This is a genomic window from Sunxiuqinia sp. sy24 (genome assembly GCF_052677165.1).
On the sequence record NZ_JBQYLH010000014.1, the window covers coordinates 1 to 24,154 of the forward strand.

Sequence of the window (24,154 nt, forward strand, 5' to 3'; positions counted from 1 at the left end):
AAGGGAGGGAATCCGCGTGGGCACTCGCTAAGAAAACCCTGTTTGACGACCAGCGGGAGGAGTTGGTTTTCGGGGAGTGACTGATCCGCCGTTTTCGTTCAAAAGCATCGTTAGCCTTAATCTTTTCGTTCTTTTGGATCAAACCAAAAGGACAAGGTTGTTTCATCGGAAAAGAAATGAAAAGTGCCGTTGGGGTAGGGTGTTGGTCGACAAAACCAATACCTCCCTTTCGCGCTGGGTGAAAGTACTCCTCCTTGCTTGAATCTATGAGGGGGTCAGTCCAAGAAAGCTAGAATCCGGAATAGGATTCAAAAATAATAGCCGTAGGTGCAACAAGGGAGATCGAATTTGATGAATGCTATTTGCTGTGATATTCAACAATAAAAACACCTAAACTAGTTGAACGCTTTTCCAGGGTTCTGGTGTGTCGCGTTATTGATCGTTTTCCGTAGGTTTTACCTACGGCTACTGTTGTTAAACCCTTCGGGTTAATTTCCCGAGATTAAAGGTTAGGCTTTTAAGCACCGAGCCTCATGCCCTAAGCCCTATGCAAAAAAGCCATCCTCCCGAAGGAAGATGGCTTTTGTGATATAATAAAACGGTTTTTTTCGTTTATTATTTTTCTTCAACTGCTTCAGGATTGAAATCCATTGCAGCCAATCGCTTGTATGAAGCATAACGCCATTTGGCATTTTCTTCAGAAGCTTTGAACAGCTCGGCAGCTTGTTCCGGGAATGATTTTTTCAATGAAGTATAGCGAACTTCTCCATTCAGGAAATCCTGGAATTTGCTCCAGTCTGGTTGTTTTGAATCCAGAACAAATGGGTTTTTAGCTTCCGCTTCGAGCAATGGGTTGTAGCGGAACAGTGACCAGTAACCTGCCTCAACTGCTTTTTTCTCTTCAGCCTGAGAAGCGCCCATGCTGGCACGCAATCCGTGGTTGATACATGGAGAATAAGCGATGATCAAAGATGGTCCTGGGTAAGCTTCTGCTTCGCGTAGTGCTTTCAGGTATTGTGCCTGGTTGGCGCCCATCGCAACTTGTGCAACGTAAACGTAACCATAAGACATAGCCATGACACCCAAGTCTTTTTTACGGATTTTCTTACCTGAAGAAGCGAATTTCGCTACCGCACCAACCGGAGTTGATTTAGAAGCCTGACCACCGGTGTTAGAGTAAACTTCGGTATCCATTACCAATACGTTTACATCTTCGCCTGAAGCCAATACGTGATCTAAACCACCGTAACCGATGTCGTAAGCCCATCCGTCGCCACCAAATACCCAAACGGATTTTTTCACCAGGTATTTTTTCAGGCTAACGATGTCTTTAGCGTAAGCTTCTTCTTTGCCTTCCAGTACTTCCAGTACTTTAGCTGAAGCTGCTTTTGATGCTTCGGCTTCGTTCTTGCCTTCAATCCAGGCTGTGAAAGCTGCTTTCTCGTCTTCGCTGATACCAGTCTGAAGCGCTTCGCTCATGATGGCTTCAATACGATCGCGTTGTGCCGAAACACCTTCGGCCATACCGAAACCATATTCAGCATTGTCTTCGAACAAGGAGTTCGCCCATGCTGGACCTTGTTCGCTTTCTTTGTGCTTGCAGTAAGGTGTTGCAGGAGCCGATCCACCGTAGATTGAAGAACAACCTGTAGCGTTGGCAATCATCATGCGCTCACCGTAAAGCTGAGTAATTAATTTGATGTATGGTGTTTCACCACAACCAGCACAAGCTCCGGAGAACTCGAATAACGGTTGAGCAAACTGAGAGTTTTTAACCGACTTGTATTTGTCAACTACTTTTTCTTTGTAGCTCACGTTTTTGTCCATGTAGTTCCAGCGTGCCACTTCGGCCTCTTGTGTACCAAGTGGCTTCATAACAAGTGATTTTTCTTTTGAAGGACAAACATCAGCACAGTTACCACAGCCAGTACAATCCAATACTGAAACCTGAATACGGAAGTTCAGGCCAGGGAATTGTTTGGTTGGTGTAGCTGTTTTTGTATTTGTGCCTTCTGGTGCACTCGCCACTTCTTCTTCGGTCATCAGGAATGGACGAATAGCAGCGTGAGGACAAACATAAGCACACTGGTTACACTGGATACAGTTGTCTTCTTGCCATTCAGGAACGTTAACCGCGATACCACGTTTTTCAAAAGCGGCAGTTCCTTGCTCGAAGGTTCCGTCTTCGTACCCTTTGAAAGTAGAAACAGGCAGGTCATTTCCTTTTTGAGCGTTGATTACATCAACAAATTTGCTAATGTATTCCGGACGATCCGTTGCAGCAACTTCTTCTTCCAGTTTAATGTCAACCCACTCAGCAGGAACTTCAACTTTGGTTACGTTTTGACCACCGGCTTCAACAGCGGCAAAGTTCATGTTAACGATTTTCTCGCCTTTAGAACCGTATGATTTTACAATTGCTTTTTTCATCGCTTCAACCGCTTGGTCGTAAGGAATTACGCCAGTGATTTTGAAGAAAGCAGACTGCATGATCGTGTTGGTACGAGTTCCTAATCCAAGCTCTTCACCCAGTTTAGTACCGTTGATGATGTAGAAGTTGATTTCGTTCTCAGCCAGGTAACGCTTCATGGCGTTTGGCAAACGTTTTTTGGTTTCTTCTTCATTCCAAATCGAGTTCAACAAGAATGAACCACCTTTTTTCAGACCTTTCAGTACATCGTACAAGTTCACATAGGCAGGAACGTGGCAGGCCACGAAGTCAGGCGTAGTGATCAGGTAAGTTGAACGGATTGGGCTGTCGCCAAAACGCAGGTGAGAGCAAGTGAAACCACCCGATTTTTTCGAGTCGTATTCGAAATAACCCTGGCAGAATTTATCGGTCGTGTCACCAATAATTTTGATGGAGTTTTTGTTTGCACCAACCGTACCATCCGATCCCAATCCATAGAATTTAGCTTCGTAAGTACCTTCGGGAGAAACTTTTACTTCTTCTTTTAAAGGAAGTGATTTGAAGGTCACATCATCAACAATACCCAGCGTAAAACCATTTTTAGGTTCAGCCATAGCCAGGTTTTCATATACTGACATGATTTGTGATGGAGTGGTGTCTTTTGATCCTAGACCAAAGCGTCCGCCAACAATGACAGGGGCATTTTCTTTTCCGTAGAAAAGGTCTTTGATTTCCAGGTACAAAGGCTCACCGTTTGCTCCGGGCTCTTTACTGCGGTCAAGCACAGCAATACGCTTCACGGAAGCAGGCAATACGTTCATGAAATATTTTGCACTGAACGGACGGTACAAGTGAACAGACAACAAACCAACTTTTTGCCCTTGAGCAGCCAGGTGATCAATGGTTTCTTTGATTGTTTCTGTTACTGAACCCATCGCAATGATGATGTTTTCAGCATCTTTAGCACCATAATATGTGAATGGGTGGTATTCGCGTCCGGTTAGTTTGGTAATCTCCTGCATGTATTCTTCCACGATGTCAGGAACCGCATCGTAAAATGAGTTTGACGCTTCACGCGCCTGGAAGAAGATGTCGGGGTTTTGAGCAGTACCGCGTGTTAATGGTGACTCTGGATTCAGAGCACGATCGCGGAAAGCTTGCAACGCATCGTAATCAATCAATGGACGGATATCTTCCTGATCGATCACTTCGATTTTTTGAACTTCGTGAGAAGTACGGAAACCATCGAAGAAAGAAAGGAAAGGCACGCGTGATTTTAAGGTCGCCAGGTGAGAAACACCAGCCAGGTCCATTTCTTCTTGTACTGAACCGGCAGCCAACATGGCGAAACCCGTTTGACGAGCAGCATAAACATCAGAGTGATCGCCAAAGATAGACAAAGCATGTCCGGCCAAAGCACGGGCACTAACATGGAAAACAGTCGGCAACAATTCACCGGCAATTTTGTACATGTTAGGAATCATTAGCAATAACCCCTGAGAAGCCGTGTAAGTCGAAGTTAAAGCTCCAGACTGCAATGAACCGTGAACCGCACCGGCGGCGCCACCTTCACTTTGCAATTCAGCTAAACGGACAGGACGTCCGAACAGGTTCTTTTTACCTTTTGCTGCCCATTCATCCACATACTCAGCCATCGTTGATGATGGAGTAATAGGATAGATACAGGCAACTTCGCTAAACATGTAACTCATATGCGCTGCCGCATAGTTTCCGTCACATGTAATGAATTTTTTTTCTTTTGCCATTTTATTCAAGTTAAATTTCAAATGTATATTCTAATTTTAAATTCCAAGTTTCAAATTCGAATCAGAGACTAGCAACTCGTGTCTAGTATAAAAATCCAAATAGCCACAAGGGGATCTTATCGCCACTGCCTTCTTCAATCATGTCGGCCGCTGCGTATGTTCCTTTTTCTGCTTCTGTATATTTTCCTCCCACGATGAAGTGGTAGTTGTCGTTGACTTTAAAGTCGGCTTTGTTCGAACTTTTCATGTTATGCAGATAACCCACCTGGTTGTAAAAAAAGGTGGTGCGCAAGTTTCGGTTCGTAATGTTATTGGGCTCTACGGCAAATAAAATATTGGTGTTATGTGCATAAACCAAATCCGGTTTTTTCATCTGATCTTCGCCACCGTTAGAGAAAAGCATGTTAATAAGACGCGCATTTTTCAGGTAGCGCAGATAGTTCATGACCGTAGCCCGTGAGGTTTCCACATCGGTGCTGATTTTGCTGACATTGGGCGAAAATGGTACTTCGCTGGCAATAATCTGCAATAACTTCCGAAGCTTGGGAAGGTACTTTAACTCAATTTGGTTAAGGTAAGTCACATCCAGCTCCAGAGCCAGATTCACATGCTTTAGCAGCGTTTCGTTGTAAAAGGGCTTATTGTTCAGGAAATACGGATAAAAACCAATTTGAAGGTACTCCTCAAAGTAGGCCAGGGGTTTTACCTGAGTGGTAATTTCCTGCGCAATTTGCTGGTGGTTGGCGATAATCTCCTCCAAGGTATAGTGAGGAAACTCGAACTTCCCACGATAATTCAGGTATTCTCTGAATGACAAGCCTTCCAGATGGTAGACTTTCGCAATATTCTTAAGGTTGGCATTGCCCTCAATAACCCGCAAAACAGGAGATGCCGAGAAAACAATTTTCAAGCCCGGCATGTCGTCATAGCAGGCGCGCAGCTCTTTTGACCATTCCGGGTATTTATGAATTTGATCGAGGATGAGAACTTTACCACCTTTCTTGTAAAACTCATCGGCAAAATTGTAAATCTTTCTGCGGGTGAAATAGAAATTGTTAAGGCTGACGTACAGGCAGGATTTATCCTCCAGGTACTTCTCTCTCACCAAGTCATGCAGAAAGGTTGTTTTACCCACGCCACGAAATCCTTTGATGCAAATGAGTCGGTGAGACCAATCGATTTCATCGATTAATTCGCGTCGGATAGTCTTACGCGGTTGTTCAAAAAGTGTCTGATGAATCTGTATGAGGTTTTCCACTTGTAATCTAATTTCTGCAAACAAAAGTAAACAGTAAGTTTTACTTTTTGCAATCTGGAGATAACAATTTTGGGTGGATTGTGTAATTTATAATTGGTAAAAATAAGCGATGGGCTAAGCTTCTGTTTAAATAAATACTGGGGCTGCTGAAGATTATCCCTATTTTTGCACAAACTCAAATTGCTATGGGAAACCCAAAACCTGAATTACTGTTACCGGCCGGAAATACCGAGTCTTTTTACGCAGCACTGGAAGCTGGTGCTGATGCCATTTTTCTTGGTATGCGGAATTTTAATGCGCGAGGACGCGCCACGAATTTCAGCGAAAGTCATTTGCTGGCTGCCTTGCAAGAAGCGAAAAAACGGCAGGTGAAGATTTACCTGACTTTAAATACGGTAATCAAAAATAGAGAAATTGATGATTTGCTGGATGTGCTTACCTTTTTGGAACGCGCTGGCGTTGATGCCATCATTATTCAGGATTGGGGCTTATATTATATTGCCCGATTGCGTTTTCCCAAATTGGTGATTCATGCCAGTACTCAAATGGGCAATCATAACTCGCTGGGTGTTGATTTTTCGGAGCAAATGAAAATTGCCCGGGTGATTCTGGCTCGTGAGTTAACCATGACCGAGCTGACCAAGATTGCCGGACGGGCGAAAACGGAGCTGGAATTGTTTGTGCATGGCGCTTTGTGCTACTCGTTTTCCGGACTTTGCTTTTTTAGCAGTTACCTGGGAGGGCGTGGCGCCAACAGGGGCTTGTGTGCCCAGCCGTGTCGCCGCATCTATCAGGACAATCAGCAAAGCAAATTCTTATTCAACCTGAAAGATAATCAGCAGTTGAATAACCTTGAAAAACTGAAGGAGTTGGGTATTAGCTCGCTGAAGGTGGAAGGGCGCATGAAATCGGCTGACTATGTTTTTCGGGTAGCCAAAGCTTATCGAATGGCAATTGATCATCCGGAGAAGAAGGCGGAGGCCGAAGAGTTGCTGAAGCTGGATTTTGGTCGTGAAAAAATCGCTTACTTCTTAGGTAAGGATGTAAAAGATGGTATTACCGATACCTCTAATACCGGAATCTCAATTGGGTTTATCAAGGGATTAAATAAAGGTGAGGTGTCGTTTGAATCGCAAACTGAAATGCAGGAAGGCGACCGCATTCGAATTCGGAATGTGAAAGACGATAGTACGGTGAATGTTAAGCTGCGAGACTTGAAGGCGGATGGCAACCGTTATTCATTTACCTTTACCGGACAGGAGAAAATTCATGTGGGCGATGAGTTGTTTTGGGTTGGACGCCGCGAGCAGCGTTTCCCGGGTAAGTTTGGCAATTTGCCACATGCACGTATGAAAGCACTTCCGTATGGCGAGAAAAAGAAGTTTCGCCAGCAGCTGATCATCAAATCCCGACCATCGAAACCACGCTTGTTTATTCGGGTTGACCAGCCCGACTGGTTGCGCAAGTTGCGTATGGAAGAGGCCGATGGTGTAATTCTGTCTTTTACGCGTAAAGACTTGGAAAGCTTTGATTTTTCGCTTCGGTTTATTCAGCAAAACAAGCATAAAGTTTACATTGAATTGCCCAAGTTTATTTCGGAAGAGCACCTGGACGCTTATCGAAAATTGCTGAAGAAGATTGAGTCGCAGGGATTTCGGCAGTTTTTTATCAGCCATTTATCGCAAAAATTATTGCTGAGTAAGGATAGTCAGGTAAGCAGCAACGAAAATGTGTATGTTTATAATGATGCTGCAGCTAAGATGCTGAATGAAAACCGTATTCGTAACTTCTGCTATCCGCTGGAGAATGATTTTGACAACTTGAAAACCATGCAGAACAAGCAAGGTGTGGTGTTGCTTCATGCCTATCCTGAGTTGTTCTATTCGCGTATGCCGGTGCAGGTTGCCAATGATGAAAAAAAGTTTGTGGACGACACGAATAAAACGTTTCAGAAAACAAACAAAGATGGCATTACGGTGGTGACACCCGAAGTACCTGTTAGTCTTCTGCAATATAAAAGTCAGTTGGTGAAAGAAGGGTTTACCAATTTTATGATTGATTTGAGTCATGAAAAACCTTCGAAGCACACGGTTAAAAAGATTTTGATGAAATACCGTTTTTCAGAACAATATCAACCTTCAACAACCTTCAACTTTAAAAAGGGATTGCAATAAGTGTAGCTTGTCTGTTTTTTGTGTTTTGCAAAATATTAAGGCTGAAGTCGACCTTGTCATAGGGCATTTTTATATCTTAGTCAACCGATTTTGTCGGACACGAACTAAGCCTATAACCCAAACATGACGAATTCGAAATCATTCAGCCTGCTTCTATTTTGCCTTTTTTTATATTACTCCGGCTTTTCACAAATTAGTATGGAGCGAGTAGACGAAGGCATATTATTTACTGACGGTAAAAAGAAAATTGCCTTCTATTCGAAAGAGCCTCCGGCCATGAACCTGGATAAAGGGCGCACCAACTTTTTTCATCCTGTTTATTTGCCTGACGGCACCATGCTAACCGAAAATGCACCGGAAGACCATATCCATCATCGCGGAATTTTTTGGGCCTGGCATCAGGTGTTGATTGATGGAGAATCAATTGCTGATCAATGGGAATTGAAGGACTTTATTCATGACGTAAAATCAGTTGAATTTATTCGTTCTTCACCGGGATTGGGAACCCTGACAACAATCGTTGAATGGAAGTCACCAAATTACAAAGCGGGTGCAAGCCCTTTTGTGGAAGAAAGGGCCACGGTTGATTTTCACCAACAACAAAGAAACTATCGGATCATTCAATTTGAAATTGAGCTGAAAGCGTTGGTCGATGGGGTAGCGCTGGGTGGCTCGGATGATGTGAAAGGCTATGGCGGATTTTCGGTTCGCATGAAGCTACCGGAGGATGTTGCTTTTTCTTCTGAAAATAATGTAGTGGTGCCTCAGAATGAAGCGCTTGAAGTCGGGAGGTTAATGCATATTTATGGCTCAATGGCTAAAAAAGCAAATCGTGGTGGGATGTTGATTTATTCGGCCAACGATTTTGAAACTGCGAATAAGTGGATCCTGCGTAGCCAAAACAGTATGCAGAATGCAGTATGGCCGGGAAGAACACCTGTCTCGATTTCAAGAGTTAAGCCCACAGTGTTGCGCTATGCAGTTGTCCTTTATTCAGGACGATTCAATGAAGGACGCGTATTGAAAGCGCTTCAGAAATTACCCTGGAACTAAGTTTGGCTTACAGGAAAATCGTTCGCTTTTCTTCGTGACTTTGCAGACAATAGTCTAAAAGCTGAACGACATCGCGGCTTTCCTCCGGGTTTACGGCCAGTTCAGCTCCATTGGCAAGAACATCGTAGATGTTTTCGTAATACGCCTTGTAATTTCCGGGCACGGTTTCAACGGTTCCTTTGACGTTTAGTCCGTTCCACTCCGTATTTAGCTGCCCCCAGTATTCTTTGGGTTCAGTGCCCCAATGGACCTTGTTGGGCAAATGGCCGGCCTTGAGCTGTTTTTCCTGCGGATCAATTCCCCATTTGTGGAATGTGCCCAGCGTACCATGAAGACTGTAGCGTGGCCCCGGCTCGCGCACCAGGTACGATGATTTGAGTATGGCTGCAAAATTGGGGTACTGCATGCGGATATCATAGTAATCATTCACTTTTCCGCCCGTTCTCAAAATGTCCAGATGCGCTGTAATGGACTGAGGCATGCCAACAAGTTGGACGACCTGGTCAATCATGTGCGATCCCAGATTAAATAGCACGCCATGTCGTTTATCGCCTTCTTCCTTCCAGGTTTCTTCCTGAATGAAGTTACGGTAGCGGTCGAAGTGCGACTCAAATTCCACCAGGCGTCCAATCATACCTCCAGTCAGCACTTTCTTTACTGTGAGAAAATCGCCATCCCAGCGCCGGTTCTGGTAAACGGACAGCATTCGGTTTTGGTTTTTAGCCAGCTGGATCAATTCGTTGGCCTGCTCAACGGTTTGGGTAAATGGCTTTTCAACCACCACATGTTTGCCTGCTGCCAGTGCCTGCTTACACATGGTGTAATGAAAGCGATCCGGCGTATTGATGATGACCAAATCGACTTCGGGCTGCCGGATCAACTCATCAAAGTTACGCACAATGTGTGCTTGCGGGTAGTCTTTTGCCGATAGGTTTTTAGTTCGCTCCAGAATAGAATGGATGTTGAAGTTTGGATTAGCTTTCAGGCTTGGGCCATGGAAAACCATGCCTGACATGCCAAAAGAGGCAAGCGCTGTTTGAATTATTTTTTCCATACGAATAAGTTTTAGACGAAAATAGTAAAATGTTTCATGTTGTGCAGAATAGTTGTAAAACATGAGCTAAATCTGCTATTGTAGAGCAGCTTTTGCAACTTTTTTGGATTTCAGGTTGTAGCTTTAATAGTGTCTAACGGGTCATTTTTAAAATTTCCGATTATGAAAAACTTTTTGAGTAACTATTTAGCCGATTCGTCCTCTCAGGAAAAGAAGACGAAGTACCCCGGACCGGTGATTATGATTTCGCGTGAGTGTGGTTGTTCTGCTAAGCCGATTGCCATTAAACTGGCCAAAATTCTTTCGGGATACAGTTACCGAGCCGAAACCAGCAGCGATGTAGAGTGGAAATGGGTAAGCAAGGAAATTATTGAGGAAGCTGCCTTAGAACTGGAGATGGATCCAGGACGTATAAAACATGTTTTTTTATCAGAAGTAAAATCGCAATTGCACGAAGTAACCACGGCTTTTTCGGTGGAAAAAATTTACGATGCGGATGACCAGGTAGTCATTGATACGGTGAGAGATGTTATTTTACGCATTGCAGAGGTTGGGAATTTCATTATCGTGGGCAGGGCTGCCGGGTCGATTGCCCGTGATATTTCCCAAAAATTGAGCATTCGGCTTCAGGCTCCGCTGGACTGGCGGATTAACCGAATTATGCAGATCAGCAATATGACCAAAAGTGAGGCGCAGGATTATGTGTTGGAAATCGATCGGCAACGGGATTTGTTTGTAGAGCATGTGAACGGTCAAAGAATGAACAACAGCGATTTTGATCTGATCTTCAATTATGCGACGATGCAGGATGATTATATTGTCGATGCCGTTATTAATATCATGAAGAACAAGCGAATGATTGTTAGTCACGAGAATGAGTGAGGTTTATAAGAAAGGTTAGGCTTAAAAGAGAAAAGCCATCTTGCGACTGCAAGATGGCTTTTTATCTGTTTGTTTGAAAAAAATGTGTCTGATGTGTGTGTGAATCTAAAATTACTCTTCGGTAATTACTTCGAACTCAAAATCAACAACGACTTCTTTGTGCAGTTTGATTTTGGCAGTGTATTTACCGATTTCTTTAATGCTGTCTTCAGCAATTTTGATTTGTTTCCGGTCAATTTCGAATCCTTTTTTGTTAATGGCTTCAGCAAGCTGAATGGTATTAACAGAACCAAAGATTTTACCGGTTGTACTGGTTTTAGTTGCAATAACAACTTGCTTGTTTTGCAGTTTTTCAGCAATGGCCAAAGCTTCGTCTTTCAATTTAGCTTCTTTGTGTGCACGTTGTCTGATATTTTCAGCCAGTACTTTTTTTGCTGATTCAGTGGCGACAATCGCCATTTTGCTAGGGATTAAGAAATTACGGCCGTAACCGTCTTTTACATTAACAAGATCGTCTTTGCTCCCTAAATTCTGAATATCTTGTAATAAAATGATTTCCATTGTTTTAAATCTTTAAATTATTTCAACATATCGGTTAAGTAGGGCAACATCGCTAAGTGACGAGCTCTTTTTACTGCTCTGGCTACTTTACGTTGGTATTTCAACGAAGTACCAGTGATACGACGAGGAAGAATACGACCTTGCTCGTTCAAGAATTTTTTCAAAAACTCAGGATCTTTGTAATCCACGTATTTGATTTTGTTCTTTTTGAAGCGGCAATACTTCTTCTTTTTGATTTCAACTGACGGGGGAGTCAGGTACCTGATTTCACTTTGATTGTTAGCCATAGCTTAGTTCTCCTTTTCAGTTTTTTTAGCCTTCAAATTATTTTTTCTCTTTTCACTGTACTCCGCAGCGTATTTATCCAACTTGAAAGTCAGGAAACGGATGATACGCTCATCGCGTCTGTACTGGGTTTCTAGCTTCTCGATCAAAGAAGGCTCAGCCATGAACTCGATCAAGTGGTAAAAACCGGTGCTTTTTTTCTGAATGGGATAAGCTAATTTGCGTAATCCCCAGTCCTCTTCATTGACAATCTCGCCACCGTCTTCGGTGATGATGTCTCTGAACTTACTTACCGCTTCCTTTATCTGTACATCAGATAAAACGGGAGTTGCAATGAAAACGGTTTCATACTGGTTTTTCATAAAACATCTAATTAATTAAACATTAAAATTCTATACCCATAAAATATGGTCGCGCAAAATTAGAAATTATTTACGAGGAAACAAAACCTTTTTAACGCTGTTTTTTCGTGCATAGTTTCTTGTTGGCGAGGGCGTTTTAGATTTTGCGTACATCCTGAAAACTACCACTTTCAAACGATCGGACTTGCTCAATGGCAGTAGCAACAATCCGGGCCGCTTCTTTGCTCCGCGGCATTTGGCTTGTTCCCTTGGCCTTTTTTAGCTTTTTAAGCACCGGAAATTTCTCTTCCTCTTTCAAATTGTAGAGGTAATCTTGCATGCCGGTGTCAATCAATCCAGGAGCCAACGCACAAAAATGAGTTTCAGGAAACTCTTTGGAATAGAGGTTTATCAACATGTTTAGTGTTGCTTTTGACAATGAGTAGGCGTTCCAACCGCGGGCTCCACTCACTGAGGCTCCAGACGAAATAGCAACTACTTGCTTCAAATGATTTACCTGCTCGGTTAGCACATCAATTAATACCTTGTTTCCCCATACGTTCACATCCATGACGTGTTTGATTTCTTCCAGCCGGGTGTTATGCAGGTCTTTTATTTCATTCAGAATACCTGCGTTCAGAATAACCAAGTCGAAAGTATCTACCAATTCGACAAAAGCGGCAAGTTTATCTGCCGTTGCTTCCAGACTTGATAAATCGTGAGCCAGAAAGTGAAATTGAGGATGAGCTTCCAGGTCAGTACTGGTTTTTCGGCTGATACCGTAAACTTGCCAGCCTGCTTTCAGATAATACTGGGCTAAGCCATTTCCCAGGCCTGTGCTTGTTCCGGTAATTAATACATTCATGTGTTTTTGTTTTTGTTAAAAGAATCAACCATCATCAAAGATAGTCGTTGTGGTTAAAACGGACGTTATTTTTAAACTAGGATTTTTACTGCCAGTTCGACGGGTAGTTATAGCCTACGTATGGAGAGAAATAGAGAGTTCGTGCGAGAGCGACTCCTGTCGATGTGTTTTCATGGTTTAATAATTGTTTTTAGTACTGAGATGAAACCACAAGTCCTATTCCTGAAAAGCCATTGGTTTGGTTGGAAGCTCCGAAACAGGCATGATCTCGTGTTCCTGACCAGAAGATAGAGCTGCGGGGCAGCCTAAAAACTTAGTTGGGCATGTGGAAATTATAGGAAAACTGTGGAATAACAACACGCTTGAAGCATGCTGCTTCCTGCTTAGAAGAAGGATGAATTTTTGAAAATAACAAGAGAAGGACAACCCATGCGCAACAGAAGAAATGACCTCAAAGATGTGCTGAATAAGCCCAAACAGATTGATGAGATTTTGAAGGAACAGATTGAAATGGCCATGCATGAGCATAACCGATCCAGTCAGGATCTGTTTCTATCGGCTATTTCTGCAGGACTGGACGTTGGCTTTAGCGTTTTTCTCATGGCGGTAGTGTACAGCTTGTTTCATGGAGTTGTTAACCCATCGGTATTGCACGTCCTTTTGGCTCTCGCTTATCCGTTGGGCTTTATTTTTGTCGTGATCGGAAAGTCGGAATTATTCACCGAGCATACTACGCTGGCAGTCATTCCGGTGCTAAATAAAGATGTCTCCCTAAAAAGCCTGATGTTTTTATGGGGAGTTATTTATGTTGGCAACCTCTTGGGTGGCTACGCTTTTAGTCTGATTTTGTCGGTTCTCCCATCGGCCGTTGAGGTAATCAGCTTAAATGCCTTTGAATCTTTAGCCCAAAAACTGATTGATTTCCCCTGGTACATCATTTTACTGAGTGGTTTGTTAGCCGGCTGGCTCATGGGCCTATTGTCGTGGCTTGTTACATCCTCGCAGGAAACTATTTCCCGTATTATCATCATCGTACTAATCACATCGGTCATTGGAATGGGAGGCTTGCATCACTCCATTGTCGGATCGATTGAGATTTTCACAGCCGTATTGACAAGTGAAGCAATCGGTTTGGCCGACTACGGCTGGGTTCAACTTTGGGCTACCTTGGGCAACATTGTTGGCGGGGTGGTATTTGTCGCTTTTGTGAAATTCAGTCACGTAAACCCACGCAGCAAGCATTTGGGTAATGGATGATTGGGTTTATCGATACCGTTTCTTTCAACTTCCTTGATCGGTAACAGCAAATTATAAATAATAATGCTTGATCGGTTTTAAGTCGTCATCCAATTCATAAATCAAGGGCTTCCCGGTAGGAATTTCCAGTGAAGCGATGTCGTCATCCATGATGTTGTCTAAATACTTGATGAGTGCCCGCAAGCTGTTCCCATGGGCAGCGATCAATACTTTTTTGCCACTCTTTATTGCCGGAGCAATTTCCTGGTGCCAGTAGGGTAAAAAGCGGAGGTAAGTATCTTCCAGGCTTTCTCCTAAAGGAAGTTCGTCTTTGGGAACGTTCTGGTATCGCCGGTGGTTGCAGGGTGAGAGCGAGTTATTACGGTCGAGCAAAGGAGGTCTGGTTTTATAATTGCGCCGCCATTGGTGTACTTGTTTCTCTCCGTGTTTTAAGGCTATTTGTTTTTTATTGAGCCCTTGTAGCGCGCCATAATGACGTTCATTCAGTCGCCACGATTTCTCCCATGGTATCCAAAGTTGATCCAGAGCTTCCAGCGTGTACCATAATGATTGAATGGCTCTTTTTAATAAGGATGTGTAGGCCATGTCGAATTGAAAATGATTTACATTGAGTGTAATGCCTGCATTTTGAGCTTCGTAGATTCCGTTTTCGGACAACGAAACGTCTACCCACCCGGTAAATAAATTTTGTCTGTTCCACTCGCTTTCTCCGTGCCGTAATAAAACTAGTTTGTGCATGATTGATCTGATTTAGTATTCATTTTTCATCTATTATTGCTTCATGAAGTCAGCAGCAATGTTTGTGCTGGCGTTTGTTTCCGTAGTCGGATCGCTTAATTCTGCAGGAGTGGATTAGATGTATTATGTAATATCTTATGGCCCCGATGAAAAAGCGAAGCGCCAGCAAGTTGCGTCTCTTTCAAATATACTGCATTTGATGGCGTTAAGTTTCCATGAGTACGAGAACACAACATGCTCTGTTTTAATATTTACTTAGGACAGAATTGCTGCTTACCTCTGTTTTTGGGGGTTTATCTGCATAGCGCTTGGTTTTCTCCATCGTCTTCGTCTCTTATTTTTCGTTCATGGCTTCAATCATTTCTTTACTTACCAAGTCTTTTTTCTTGCTTGAAGGGCGAAGAATCAGTCGAATGCCGCGATCGTAGGTTAAGTAATTCCACGACCAGTTGGCAAACACGACGGCCTTGCTTCTAAAGCCAATTAGAAACAGCAGATGTACCAACATCCAGATCATCCAGCCAATGATGCCGCTTAGCCTGATGTTGCCGGGAAGATCGGCTACCGCTTTGTTTCGGCCAATGGTTGCCAGTGCCCCTTTGTTGGTATATTGAAAGGATTTAAATGGTTTGTTTTCTGAAAGGCGGTTTAAATTTACAGCAAGCTGTTCTCCTTGTTGTATCGCAACCTGTGCCAATCCGGGTAAGCCGGTGGGGTAATCCTCATGAAGCATATGCATGACATCGCCAATAGCAAACAAATGGTTGTATGCTTCATTACTGTCCTTGTCTTTTATGATATGATTGGTCTTGTTTACCAGTAGCTGACCTCTGTGAATACTTTTTTCGTCGAAGCCGTCCACCAGGTTGCCTTTTACTCCGGCAGCCCAGATGAGCGTTCCGGTTCGAATTTCTTGTCCATTGCTGAGTTTTACGACAATGCGGTCATAGTCATCGGTGAGTGTGTTTAAGCTGATGTTGATGCCCATTTTTTTTAGGTAGTTGTAAGCACGTTTACCCGACTGCTCCGACATGGCGGGAAGCACCCGATCCTGGCCTTCAATTAAATGAATTTGCATGCTGCTGACATTCAACTGAGGATAATCCTTGGGTAAAACATTATTTTTTAATTCAGCAAGCGCTCCGCACACTTCAACGCCCGTAGGACCGGCACCTACAACCACAAAAGTCATCAGGCGCTCTTTGTCTTTCGGATTGGTTAGAATCTCCGATTTTTCAAATTGTTGAAAAATATGGCTTCGTAAATCCAGCGCATGGGTCACTTGCTTGAGCGGAAAGGCATGCTTCGCAATGTTTTTATTGCCAAAATAGTTGATTTGAGCACCCGTAGCTACCACCAGGTAATCAAAACTCAAATTGCCGGCAACGGTTTCCAGTGTTTTATTTTCCGGATCGATTCGGTTTACTTTTAGCATTCGGAAATAGGTGTCAGGCTTCTGCTTGATTACCTTTCGCAACGGACCGGCTATGGAATCCGGTTCAAGGCCAGCAGTGGCTACCTGGTACAGTAGTGGCTGAAAGGTATGGTAGTTATACCGGTCGAGCAAAACCACCTGAAACTTATCGGAGTTCAGCTTGCGCAGCAGTCGAATACCTCCAAAGCCACCTCCAATAATGACCAAACGAGGTTTATTGCTATCCGGAATGTTTACAGAGAATATATCATTCGTGTTTTTCATTGTTGTCTTTTTACTATTAAGGAGAAGAGAGAAAATTGTTCTATTCTGAAACAACAAAATTTTCTCCTGTGGGTTTCAAAAAATTACTTCGGATTGTATTGATCTGATTGTTTTGTGGTAGCAGTCATTGGAAAATTTTGGTCGGTTCATTTTTAGAGGGTGCTAACTTCATGCCGGAACGGTGCTTGCTTAATAATTGAGGGCTGGTTATAGGGAAATTGGGGTCAGCTGAAAATTGCACTCCAAACGAGATCAAGACTAAGGGGCACGTCCTGATAGATAGGCTTGTGGATTTATTACACGTTTCTTATAGGAAATTCTGCAGCTATATGTGCACCCGGAGAACTTGATTGGGGCATTTGTTCATTTCTGCTCGTTACAAGTTTTGGACTGGGTGTTTTGATAAGAATTGAGTTGTTGGCAGAAGCCGTGGTCAAATTTTTATTCACTAAAAGATTAAATAGTAATTTTTACAAATTATATTTGACGCTGCTTTTTCCTTCATAAAATTGGAGAAGAGGAATTCAGTAAGAGAATATTGATATGATTACGAATAGCAACATTCGGTTGAAGGGGGGAGAACAGTTGGATGTTCAAGCCTTTTTTTATGATACTTATGCTGGGTTTACCTCATTCGCATCCAAGTATATTCAGGATATTGCCATTTGTGAAGATATTGTTCAGGATGTCTTTTTAGCTTTCTATGAGAAACCCCGAAGCTTTGAGAATCTGTTTCAGGTTAAATCCTTTTTCTACACTTCCATACGCAATCATTGTTTGGATCACCTTAAACATCAAAAAGTAAAAGAAAAGTATAAAAACTACCAACTAAAAGAGGAGGTAGAGGTTGATTACTTTTTTTCGGAAATTATACGCGTTGAGGCTTTTAATATGGTATATGAGCAAGTTAATAAATTGCCCGAAGCGATGAAACAAGTCCTTTTGTTGTCCTTAAAAGATTATTCGAATAGTGAGATTGCTGAAAAATTGAACATTGCTCTTAGTACGGTAAGGACGCAAAAAGCCCGTGCTTACAAGATACTTCGAAAAAAAGTGGATAACTTATTACTTTTGTTTACCTCTTGGTTTAAAGGGAAGTAAGTCTAGTGTGTTAACGAATGTGAATTTTTTTTGTTTTCGTGTAGTCATTTTATTCCTCCATGTCGTTGTAGTTGCGAAATCAGAAATTTCAAGTTTAGTTTTATTCAGGTTTGTTAGGTATGAATTTAAGGGATGCGATAAAAAAAGGAACTTTTCTCGGAAAGTATATTACCGAAACAGAAAGCAAGGATGAAGAGCTTGACCTGAAAACATGGGTCGAAGGAGACTATGAAAATAGACAGCTGTTTGACAAGTTAACCAATCATTCGTTTATTGCCAGTCAAATTGAAGCCTACGACAAAGTTGATACGCCGAGAGCCTGGAATAGATACACCGAAAAAATAAGGCGCTATAAGCTTGAGAAAAGTCTCGCACAATGGCGTATTGCAGCAATTTTGTTTTTTATTGTTGGCCTTGGAGGCTTTGTGGGCAATGCGATTGTTGATTTTGTTTATAATGAAGTGCCGGAAAACTACACTACCATCACTGCCAGTAATGGTGAGCATTCAAAAATTACCTTGCCCGACCAATCTACGGTTTGGTTAAACGGGGGGACTACAATTGCCTATAATAACGCATTCTTTTCTCAAAACCGTGAAATTAAACTGAATGGAGAAGCTTTCTTTCAGGTTACCAAGCAGAGCGAACACCCATTTGTTGTGCATTGCGATGACTTGAAAGTTCGTGTTTTAGGAACAAGCTTTAATGTTCGGAATTATGCAGAAGATGAAACGGTCAGTGTGGTGCTGGAAAAGGGGGCGGTCGAACTTGAAACGAACGCCGGAAAATTCAGTACGCACCAGTTAAGCCCGGGAGAGAAAGCGGATTACGAAAGAAATGGAAAGGGTTTAACCATCAAGAAAGTAGAAACTTCACAGTATACATCCTGGAAGAAAGGATTACTCATTTTCAGCGATGCAACCATGAGCGAGGTGGTTAAAAAGCTGGAGCGCTGGTATAATGTTTCTATTGAAGTGAAAAATCCGAGAATCAACAATCTTTTATTCAATGCAACGATTCTGCATGAAGACATTGAGGATATCATGGAACTGATCAAATTCAGCTGCGCCATTAATTACGATATTGTTTTAAGTAATGACCCCGATACCCCTATTAAAATAACAATGTACTAATACTTAAATTAATTTGCTTATGTGAAAAAGAAGAGACAACAAAAAGGAGATGCGCCAACACCTCCTCTTGATTTCGTAGTGCCTTTAGCTTTTGAACGAACAAAAGGCATAACTCAATTTGAATTATTATTCCAAATCGAAACAAATTTATGAAAAAAAAAGAATTTTTACCGATCCCGGAAAGACGAAGTTTCTGGGAATCTAAACCGTGCAAGGTAATGAGAACAACGCTGATATTGCTTTTCGTTTTTATTGGTCAAACATTTGCCATCGATTCGTTTTCACAAAACAATCGGTTAAGCCTAAAGATGGCTGATGTGTCCATTAGAAATGTGCTGAATGAAATTGAAAATCAAACGGACTACTACTTCATGTATGAAGCTAGTAAAGTGGATGTTAATAAGAAGACTCAGATTTCTGTCAATAACAGAACAATTGAAGAAGTCCTGGATGAACTGTTTCTTGATTTAGACATTATTTACATCATCAATAACCGCCAAATAGCCCTGAGTACAGAAAAGGCCTGGCTGTCAGTTCAACAATCCAAAGACATATCGGGGGTTGTTACAGATGGAGCAGGTTTACCTTTACCCGGTGTAACGGTTGTGGTGAAAGGAACGACTACCGGAACCATCACCAATGATGCCGGAGAGTATGTACTTAAAGGAGTAAGCCCCGGAGTAACTTTGATGTTTTCCTTTGTTGGGATGCGGAGTTACGAAACCATTGTTGGTTCAAACGCTGTTGTTAATGTAATCCTGGAAGAGGAAACTTTCGGTATTGAAGAAGTGGTTGCTATCGGATATGGTGTGCAAAAGAAAATAAACCTGACAGGTGCCGTTGAGCAGGTTACTTCCGAAGTATTAGAGGACCGACCTGTGGCCAACGTTCAGCAGGCTATTCAAGGGGTTTTGCCGAGTATGAATTTTTCGGTTGGTAGCACTGGAGGAGAGCCTGGCTCGTCGATGGCCATGAATATTCGGGGTGTAGGATCGCTGGATGGAACCGATGCTCCTTATATTCTTGTTGATGGCGTTCCTGTCAACAGTATTAACGATATCAACCCCAATGATATTGAGAGTATCTCAGTACTTAAAGATGCTGCTTCGGCTGCTATTTACGGAGCGCGTGCTGCCTACGGAGTGGTACTGATTACGACAAAAGAGGGCAAGGAAGGCGTGCATGTCAGCTATTCGAATGTATTTACGTATTCGGCACCGCTGAAATTGCCTGAAATGATGAATTCCTTGGAATTTGCCAATTATTTTAATCAGGCTGGCTTGAATGATGGTGATTCTGCTCCTGTATTTTCAGATGAAGTTATGGGGCGTATTGAGCAATATATGAAAGATCCTTCCAGTATTGATGGAACCTTTCCTGAGCCGGGAAATCCGGATCGTTGGGGGTCTTACATGACTGCCAATGCCAACACCAATTGGTTTGAGGTCTTTTATAAAGACTGGACACCACGTCAGACGCATACGGTTAGTGTCTCAGGGAAAAAGGATAAAGTAAACTATTACGTATCTGGCGGTTTTTATGACGAGAAAGGCCTGTTGAAATATGGAGATGATGAGTACAAGCGCTATACGATGAACTCGAAAGTTTCAAGCGATGTGAATAGCTTTTTGTCACTTCGTGCCAATGTTAAGTATACTCGTGGAGTTACTGATCGTCCAAGTTATAATCGCTATCTGTTTTATCATAATATTGCTCGTCGGTGGCCTACCAATCCTCTGTATACGCCAGACGGAGATTATCATCAAAGTTCGGAGATTCCTTACCTGTTGTCCGGAAGAAGTAAAAGTACGTCTGATAACTTCCTGATTTCAACGGGAGCTGTTCTTGAACCGATCAAGGATTGGAAAATTAATTTTGACTACAACTGGACGGTTCAAAGCAATATTGGTAACAACCACTATGGATCAGTTATTCTTCATGGACCAAATGATATTACTTATACCGAGCGCCCTAATACAAGCTATTCTGCCAGCGCCAGTAAAAAAACGTATTCATCTCCGAACATCTATAGTTCTTACGAGAAAGAGTTTGACTCAGGACATACCTTTAAGATATTGACTGGTTTTCAGCAGGAACTAGAGCAGTACGAATGGCTGTACGCCTCTAAACAAGGCTTGATTACCGACGAAGTTCCTTCGATCAGCACTGCAACAAGCGAGCAGGACGATGTAGGCGATAGCAAGTGGCATTGGGCAACTCGTGGATTTTTTGGCCGGTTGAACTATAATTTTGAGGAGAAATATTTGCTTGAAGTGAATGCTCGATACGATGGTTCTTCAAAATTTCCTGGCGATGAGCGCTGGGGACTATTTCCTTCCGTTTCTGTGGGGTATAACCTGGCCAGGGAAGACTTTTTCAATGTTGAACAAATTGATGTTTTAAAAATCCGTGGATCGTGGGGAGCTTTGGGTAATCAGCTTGGAAATAAGAATGAATACCTTTACCTGTATGTTCCTACAATTCCAGTCCGTACCAACAACTGGTGGATTATGGGAGATAGCAGACCAAACTATGCTTCTTTACCTGGACTGATTAGTCCAACGCTTACTTGGGCAAAAGTGAAAACCAAAAATATTGGAGTTGATTGGGGAATCTTTAATAATCAACTTACCGGTTCATTGGATGTTTTTGAGCGCTATACCAGCGACCTGCCTGGTCCGGCCGAAGCTTTGCCAGGTGTATTAGGAACTGGTGTCCCAAAAATTAATAATACGGAGTTACAAACCAATGGATTTGAATTGGTGATTGGTTGGGAGGATAAAATTAATGACTTCTCCTATCATGCTAAAGCCACACTTTCAAATGCCAAAACCAAAGTAGCGAAGTACCGCAATCCAACCGGAATTTTAACAACCTATTATGAAGGTCAGGAACTAGGCGAAATTTGGGGATATGTAACTGAGGGCATTGCTCAGGAAGATGCAGCTTTTGATGGTTGGTATGATCAGTCAAAAATTAGCGGACAGAAGTGGAAAGCCGGTGATATTATGTACCAGGATCTGAATGATGACGGGGTGATTGACTGGGGAGACAATACTGTTGAAAATCCCGGAGATAAGAAGGTTATAGGAAATAGTACGCCTCAGTATCAATTTGCATTTTCAGCAGGAGGAAAATGGAAAGGAATGGACTTTTCCATGCTTTGGACAGGTGTCGCCAAGCGTGACCTGGCGATTGGTGGTTCTTACTTTTGGGGCGGCACTGGCGGTGTATGGCAGTCAGCAGGCTTTAAGGCACACTTAGATTATTGGTCTGAAGACAATCGTGATGCCTATTATCCAAGTCCCTATTTGACTAATGGAACGAAAAACCAGCAAGTTCAAACGCGTTACCTGCAAAATGGCGCTTATTTAAGACTGAAGAATGTTCAACTTGGCTACACATTGCCGGAAATGTTTGTGAAAAAGTTGCAGTTATCCAAGGTACGCTTCTATGTTACCGGAGAAAACCTGTTTGTATTGACTGACTTGATAGATATTTTCGATCCGGAAACTACTGGCGGTTCTTGGGGAGCTGGTAAAATTTATCCGCTGCAGAAAAGTTTTGCTGTTGGAATGAATGTATCCTTTTAATTTTGAAAAATCAGATTATTATGAGAAGAATTAGAATATATATATGTTTAGCTGTAGCGGTTATGGCGCTCATGTCATCATGTAACGAAGATTATTTAGATCGTTATCCGCTGGATGAGATTGCCCCGCAAACATTCTGGAAAACACCCAACGATTTAAAACTGTATGCCAATAGCTTTTATGGTGCTTTCCCGGTTCACAGTGGCTGGAGTGGGGGAATCTTTTGGTTCGACAATAACAGTGACAACATGATTCCCGGAACTTACAATAGCCGTTTGGCCGGTAACTGGACCATCCCTTCATCTGGTGGTGGCTGGAGCTGGGGTAGTATTCGTTCGGTAAATTATTTTCTGAATAACCTATCTACTGTTGAAGGCGATCAGACTTTAATTGACAACTACTCGGGTGAAGGGTATTTTTTCAGGGCACTGCATTATTTCAACATGGTTCAGACATTTGGGGATGTTCCTTTTTACAGCAAACCATTATCGACTGATTCAGAAGAACTGTATATGGCCCGTACGCCTCGTAAGGCTGTTGTAGATTCTATTATCAAAGATTTGGATGTTGCCATTGCGAAACTTCCAGCTGTGGATAAAGCTGAAGCTTTCCGTGTTAACAAAGATGTAGCACTGGCTCTGAAAGCACGCATTTGCCTTTTTGAAGGAACATGGGAAAAATACCATTCCGGAACAGATTTCGGAGTGACAGGTTCTGATGGTAGTGAATACCTGGAGTTAGCTGCTCAGGCTGCAAAACAGATTATCGACGAAGGTCATTATGCATTATACAATAATGGCGATGTAAATGATACCTACTACTCTTTGTTTAACCAGGTTGATTTGTCTGCCAATAGCGAAGTGATCTTATGGAAAAAGTATGACGTTGACTTGGGGGTAACACACAATGTTCATCGTTACATCCCACGTATTGGTGGAAATACAGGCTTGTCAAAGTCATTGGTCGACAGCTACCTGGCAACGGACGGATTGCCAATCTCACAAAGTGACTTATATGCGGGCGAAGGAAGTCTGGAAGATGTTGCTGCCAACCGTGACCCGCGTCTGGCGCAAACGCTTTACTTGCCCGGAGCTGCCAAAGAAATCAAAAATGGTGAGTTGACCGTTTCTTTTGAAAAACCTGACCTGGATTTAACCGGAAGTGCACGAAATACCAGTGGCTTTCAGTTGAGAAAAGGCGGCAGTCCTGACTTCGAACAGCAAAAAGCCGGAGGAATTGGAACCACTGCAGCAATCATCTATCGCTATGCTGAAATCCTTTTGATTTATGCAGAAGCCAAAGCTGAGCTGGGAACAATTACTCAGGCTGACCTGGATATGACCGTGAACCAACTGCGTGATCGTGTGAATATGCCACACCTGCAATTATCGAATATTGCTAATGATCCAAACTGGCAATTCCCTGAACTGAGTCCTATTATCAATGAAGTCAGAAGAGAGCGGAGAGTTGAATTGGCCTGTGAAGGTTTCCGTTTTGATGACTTGATGCGTTGGCGTGCACACGAGCTTTTCGTGGGAAAACGCCTGAAAGGGTTTAAATTTATCGGAAGCGATTTGGAAAATGAATATAATATTGTGATTGGTGAAACCTTGTTGGTTGATGGCGATGGTTATATCGATCCTTATTTGAAAGTAATTCCTTCAGGTTATCAGTTTAAACCTGAGCGCGATTATCTTAACCCAATTCCTACTAACGAATTGACGCTTAATCCAGCACTGGGTCAAAATCCGGGCTGGGATAAGTAAATCTTCAAAGTTAAAGAGGGCTTTTAAGCCCTCTTTAACTTATCGGTTTTATTGCTGGATTGTAATTTAACCGGTATTGATAATTAGATAGGGGTGGAGCCAGTATTGTTTGGTTGAATAAACGATACCGTAATTAAGGAGGAGTTTTTTAGACTCATCCTTTTGCTATGTTTAATAATCTATGTTGAAATGGTTGATTAATTCTAAATAGATAAACA

At 42.5% G+C, this 24,154-nt stretch carries 17 protein-coding genes; 8 read left to right on the forward strand and 9 right to left on the reverse strand.

Translation table 11 applies throughout. The features are described from left to right. Positions 1-615 precede the first annotated feature (615 nt). Together nifJ and ACUNWA_RS12695 are read right to left on the reverse strand one after the other, a co-directional pair. The gene (gene nifJ / locus ACUNWA_RS12690; protein WP_445592293.1) at positions 616-4,176 is read right to left on the reverse strand and encodes a pyruvate:ferredoxin (flavodoxin) oxidoreductase; all 3,561 of its coding nucleotides are present in this window, start codon (positions 4,174-4,176) and stop codon (positions 616-618) included. Between the two features lie 82 nt (positions 4,177-4,258). After that, on the reverse strand, positions 4,259-5,434 hold the full coding sequence (locus ACUNWA_RS12695; protein WP_445592294.1) for an AAA family ATPase: 1,176 nt from the start codon (positions 5,432-5,434) through the stop codon (positions 4,259-4,261). 185 nt (positions 5,435-5,619) lie between these two features. On the opposite strand from ACUNWA_RS12695, the gene ACUNWA_RS12700 reads away from it, so the two are divergent. Then, entirely contained in the window at positions 5,620-7,608 is a 1,989-nt protein-coding gene (locus ACUNWA_RS12700; protein WP_445592295.1) for a peptidase U32 family protein, read from the forward strand. Between the two features lie 123 nt (positions 7,609-7,731). Next, positions 7,732-8,661 (forward strand): DUF6807 family protein, encoded by a 930-nt coding sequence (locus ACUNWA_RS12705; RefSeq protein WP_445592296.1) that lies wholly within the window; start codon positions 7,732-7,734, stop codon positions 8,659-8,661. Positions 8,662-8,668: 7 nt separating this feature from the next. On the opposite strand, the gene ACUNWA_RS12710 is transcribed toward ACUNWA_RS12705, so the two are convergent. Beyond that, positions 8,669-9,715, reverse strand: coding sequence for a Gfo/Idh/MocA family oxidoreductase (locus ACUNWA_RS12710; protein ID WP_445592297.1), 1,047 nt, complete (start codon positions 9,713-9,715; stop codon positions 8,669-8,671). 162 nt (positions 9,716-9,877) lie between these two features. Here ACUNWA_RS12710 and ACUNWA_RS12715 point away from each other — a divergent pair, with 162 nt between their 5' ends. Further along, on the forward strand, positions 9,878-10,597 hold the full coding sequence (locus tag ACUNWA_RS12715; protein ID WP_445592298.1) for a cytidylate kinase-like family protein: 720 nt from the start codon (positions 9,878-9,880) through the stop codon (positions 10,595-10,597). A 111-nt stretch (positions 10,598-10,708) separates the two neighbouring features. Here ACUNWA_RS12715 and rplI read toward each other — a convergent pair whose 3' ends face one another. The 4 genes from rplI to ACUNWA_RS12735 form a co-directional block, all read right to left on the reverse strand. Beyond that, entirely contained in the window at positions 10,709-11,158 is a 450-nt protein-coding gene (gene rplI, locus ACUNWA_RS12720) for a 50S ribosomal protein L9 (RefSeq protein WP_445592299.1), read from the reverse strand. 17 nt (positions 11,159-11,175) lie between these two features. Next, positions 11,176-11,445 carry a 30S ribosomal protein S18 gene (gene rpsR, locus ACUNWA_RS12725; RefSeq protein ID WP_299577335.1) on the reverse strand — a complete coding sequence of 90 codons (270 nt, stop codon included), beginning with the start codon at positions 11,443-11,445 and terminating at the stop codon, positions 11,176-11,178. A 3-nt stretch (positions 11,446-11,448) separates the two neighbouring features. Next, the gene (rpsF, locus tag ACUNWA_RS12730) at positions 11,449-11,805 is read right to left on the reverse strand and encodes a 30S ribosomal protein S6 (RefSeq protein WP_445592300.1); all 357 of its coding nucleotides are present in this window, start codon (positions 11,803-11,805) and stop codon (positions 11,449-11,451) included. Between the two features lie 136 nt (positions 11,806-11,941). After that, entirely contained in the window at positions 11,942-12,649 is a 708-nt protein-coding gene (locus ACUNWA_RS12735; RefSeq protein WP_445592301.1) for an SDR family NAD(P)-dependent oxidoreductase, read from the reverse strand. A 402-nt stretch (positions 12,650-13,051) separates the two neighbouring features. Between ACUNWA_RS12735 and ACUNWA_RS12740 the strand changes: the two genes are divergently transcribed. Then, positions 13,052-13,906: a formate/nitrite transporter family protein gene (locus ACUNWA_RS12740; RefSeq protein WP_445592302.1), complete on the forward strand. Its 855-nt coding sequence runs from the start codon at positions 13,052-13,054 to the stop codon at positions 13,904-13,906. A 51-nt stretch (positions 13,907-13,957) separates the two neighbouring features. Here the strand turns inward: ACUNWA_RS12740 and gpmA are convergent, their stop codons facing one another. Both gpmA and ACUNWA_RS12750 read right to left on the reverse strand, forming a co-directional pair. Then, complete coding sequence (gene gpmA / locus ACUNWA_RS12745; RefSeq protein WP_445592303.1) at positions 13,958-14,644, reverse strand: 2,3-diphosphoglycerate-dependent phosphoglycerate mutase; 687 nt, start codon at positions 14,642-14,644, stop codon at positions 13,958-13,960. Positions 14,645-14,978: 334 nt separating this feature from the next. Beyond that, complete coding sequence (locus ACUNWA_RS12750; RefSeq protein ID WP_445592304.1) at positions 14,979-16,343, reverse strand: NAD(P)/FAD-dependent oxidoreductase; 1,365 nt, start codon at positions 16,341-16,343, stop codon at positions 14,979-14,981. A gap of 543 nt (positions 16,344-16,886) precedes the next feature. Here ACUNWA_RS12750 and ACUNWA_RS12755 point away from each other — a divergent pair. The 4 genes from ACUNWA_RS12755 (at position 16,887) to ACUNWA_RS12770 (ending at position 23,936) form a co-directional block, all read left to right on the forward strand. Then, positions 16,887-17,444 carry a sigma-70 family RNA polymerase sigma factor gene (locus tag ACUNWA_RS12755; protein ID WP_445592305.1) on the forward strand — a complete coding sequence of 186 codons (558 nt, stop codon included), beginning with the start codon at positions 16,887-16,889 and terminating at the stop codon, positions 17,442-17,444. A gap of 119 nt (positions 17,445-17,563) precedes the next feature. Next, positions 17,564-18,577 carry a FecR family protein gene (locus ACUNWA_RS12760; RefSeq protein WP_445592306.1) on the forward strand — a complete coding sequence of 338 codons (1,014 nt, stop codon included), beginning with the start codon at positions 17,564-17,566 and terminating at the stop codon, positions 18,575-18,577. A 218-nt stretch (positions 18,578-18,795) separates the two neighbouring features. Beyond that, positions 18,796-22,170, forward strand: coding sequence for a TonB-dependent receptor (locus ACUNWA_RS12765; protein WP_445592307.1), 3,375 nt, complete (start codon positions 18,796-18,798; stop codon positions 22,168-22,170). A gap of 20 nt (positions 22,171-22,190) precedes the next feature. Next, positions 22,191-23,936 carry a RagB/SusD family nutrient uptake outer membrane protein gene (locus tag ACUNWA_RS12770; RefSeq protein ID WP_445592308.1) on the forward strand — a complete coding sequence of 582 codons (1,746 nt, stop codon included), beginning with the start codon at positions 22,191-22,193 and terminating at the stop codon, positions 23,934-23,936. Positions 23,937-24,154: the final 218 nt, after the last annotated feature.